This window comes from Oleiphilus sp. HI0125, from assembly GCF_001635355.1.
Window position 1 is genome coordinate 1 of the sequence record NZ_LWGF01000650.1, and the last position, 2,737, is coordinate 2,737.

Below are 2,737 nucleotides of genomic sequence, written 5' to 3' on the forward strand. Positions count from 1 at the left end.
GTCATATCCTAGATAAATTTATCAATTGATATATTTATTTTTGATGTGTAGTTTATTTATCAAATGATAAATAAAAAAATGAGGTTCTCTCATAATGAAGATAATAAAAATACTCGCACTACTATTACTTGTTGTAATTGGTTGGATCGCTGTGTTCCAAGGCGACAAAGTTGAACGTTTGTACCATACGATGACTCTGTTTGATGGCGATAAAATCGTTCATAACTTCTCAAACATGCGCGAGGTCGCGCCAACGGTAGAGATCAAACCTTCAACAGATGCCTCTAAGTTTGATAGTCAGCCAGCACCATTGCCAATAGCATTTACTTACAAGAGCGAGCAGAGCGTAGAAGAGTATTTAGCGCGCACGAGCACGACGGCGTTGTTGGTGTTGAAAGACGGTGCAGTGACGTATGAAGAGTATTATCAAGGAACCAAAGACACTGACTATCGTATCTCCTGGTCTGTCGCGAAGTCATTCTTGTCTGCTTTGTTTGGTATCGCCGTTGAAGAGGGTGACATAAAAAGCATTGAACAAACCGTGACGGAGTATGTGCCTGAACTTGTCGGAACAGGGTATGACGGTGTTCGGATTAAAGACGTATTGCAAATGTCTAGCGGTGTTGCCTTCAATGAAGACTATTACGACTTCAATTCTGATATTAATCGCTTTGGCCGTACCTTTGCATTAGGCGGATCATTCGATGATTTTGCGGCAAGCCTGAAAAACGAAAAAGAACCTGGCACATTTTTACACTACGTCAGCATCGATACGCATGTACTAGGAATGGTGTTGCGTGCAGCGACAGGAAGAGAAATAGCAGACTACTTTGACGATAAGCTCTGGTCGAAAATCGAACCTGAATCGAGCACTTACTACATTGTTGATGATGAAAATGAGCCAATGGTACTCGGCGGGCTGAATATGCGCACGCGTGACTTCGCGCGCTTTGGATTGCTCTACCTTAACAACGGAAAATGGAAGGATGAGCAGGTTATACCAGAAGCGTGGGTGAAGGCTTCAGTAACGCCTGACGCTCCGCATCTTGTGCCAGGTGAGCGGGACAACTCCTACATCAATTTAGGTTACGGCTATCAATGGTGGATTCCAGAAAATGCTGACCAAGAGTTCTATGCGATTGGCATCTACGGGCAGTTTATTTACGTCAACCAAAAGGCCGATGTCGTCATTGTGAAGAACTCTGCCCATCTAGAATTTGCAGACAATGACTATGAGTCGTTTTTTGAGGTCATTGCATTCTGCCGTGAGGTGGTGAAGTCATTGGAAATGATTGAGTCATAATCGGAGTTTGTCATTCGCGCTCAATGAGCGGGCATAGATTGTCTATATGACAGAGCTGTACTCATTCTTAAAATGATCTGCTTCGCCGCATTAGGTAATCAATAAGTGCTGGTGTAATATTGCACCAGCTGAGCTTTTTAAGGATTGCTATTATGCCTAGACAAAGTATTACCTTGACTGAACAGAATGATTCTTGGCTGAAACATCATGTCGATCATGTCAAAGATTATGCTAATAAAAGTGAGTTGATTAATGACCTCATACGCAGTGCAAGAAGAGCCGAGGCGATTAACCAAAAACTGGAATTAGCTGAGCAGAGCGGTTTTGTTTCTCAAACATCATCTGAGATGCTTGCTGAGTTTAAGGAAGAACTCAAAAAATAATGTTTACCTACAAACTTTCGCTTAATGCGAAAGATGATCTCAAAAGAATTTACGAATATGGATATTCAGAGTTCGGTGAGGCATTGGCTGATGAATACTTCTTCGGCTTTTTTTCTATCTTCGAGCGTATCGCTGAAAATCCCTATCAATATCAAACGGTCGATCAGATAAGGCAAGGCTATCGCCGGTGTCCTTATCGAGCGGATACTATTTATTTTCGCGTCGTTGAAGATGTTGTTGAAATAATGGCTGTTCTTGGTGGGCAAGAGTTAGACGTCTGGTTGTAAAAGCTGATTTTTAGCTTGTACTCTCGACAGTAACTTTTTGAATTTAGTCTTCTTCGGTATAGACAGTGCCAAGCCGCTTCCTCGTTACCTGTGACAGCAAAGTGAATTTCGTTTAGTGAAAGAGAGGGGGGGGAGTGTTGAATCTATTTCCTGATGCACGGAAATAGATAGAAACGGTTGTTGTTTTTTTAGGGAGTAACATCAGGCTGATTCTTCTTTTCCTGTCGGCGGCGGCCGACGGCGCCTTAAGACCTTTGTTTCGCCAAAGGTCTTAAGATGGCACATGCCAGCCTCTCTTGCTTCGCAATTCACCTTAATCGCTTGCGTGCTCAACGGGATTATCCCTTCGTTTGAATCCGTCATTCCGCACTTTATACGGGATCTATTGTTTAAGGTGCAATGGATGAAAGTAGACAGAAGCTGACTTTAGTTCAGTTCCCTTGTCTATGCCTGTTTCAAGAGCTTAAGAGACCTTGAGTTAGTTTGGATATCGCCATTTACCAGCATCGCCTTTTTTGAAAAAGGGGACATTTTCTTTTGCTTAGGTTTTATCTCTCAAATTCACTTAGCTTGTTCAAAACTTAAAAGTGAAGATTCAACCTTGATTCTGTTTCTTGCTTAATAGCAATTATCTAATCTCTCTAAGTGCCCCGGGGACAGCACTGTGGTTCTTCCTTAAGCACACAAAAATAGATGTCATTTAAATGTCACGCGAAGGACACAGATTTGTAACAGCATAAAAATAACCTTAGAGAAAATTACAT

General features: G+C 41.9%; 3 protein-coding genes. All 3 read left to right on the forward strand.

Going from position 1 to position 2,737, the window contains the following annotated elements; genetic code table 11:
- Positions 1 to 94 precede the first annotated feature (94 nt).
- The 3 genes from A3762_RS08945 to A3762_RS08955 all read left to right on the forward strand — a co-directional run bounded on the left by A3762_RS08945 (position 95) and on the right by A3762_RS08955 (position 1,973).
- The gene (locus A3762_RS08945) at positions 95 to 1,303 is read left to right on the forward strand and encodes a serine hydrolase (RefSeq protein ID WP_068755006.1); all 1,209 of its coding nucleotides are present in this window, start codon (positions 95 to 97) and stop codon (positions 1,301 to 1,303) included.
- Positions 1,304 to 1,455: 152 nt separating this feature from the next.
- Positions 1,456 to 1,686: a CopG family transcriptional regulator gene (locus A3762_RS08950; RefSeq protein ID WP_068755008.1), complete on the forward strand. Its 231-nt coding sequence runs from the start codon at positions 1,456 to 1,458 to the stop codon at positions 1,684 to 1,686.
- Positions 1,686 to 1,973 (forward strand): type II toxin-antitoxin system RelE/ParE family toxin, encoded by a 288-nt coding sequence (locus tag A3762_RS08955; protein ID WP_068755009.1) that lies wholly within the window; start codon positions 1,686 to 1,688, stop codon positions 1,971 to 1,973. Before A3762_RS08950 ends, A3762_RS08955 begins: the two co-directional genes overlap by 1 nt.
- The last annotated feature ends 764 nt before the right edge of the window (positions 1,974 to 2,737 follow it).

Excerpts from the sequence above, each read along its gene's own strand:
- A3762_RS08945 (WP_068755006.1), top strand. The coding sequence starts at position 95 with ATGAAGATAATAAAAATACTCGCACTACTATTACTTGTTGTAATTGGT.
- A3762_RS08950 (WP_068755008.1), top strand. The coding sequence starts at position 1,456 with ATGCCTAGACAAAGTATTACCTTGACTGAACAGAATGATTCTTGGCTG.
- A3762_RS08955 (WP_068755009.1), top strand. The coding sequence starts at position 1,686 with ATGTTTACCTACAAACTTTCGCTTAATGCGAAAGATGATCTCAAAAGA.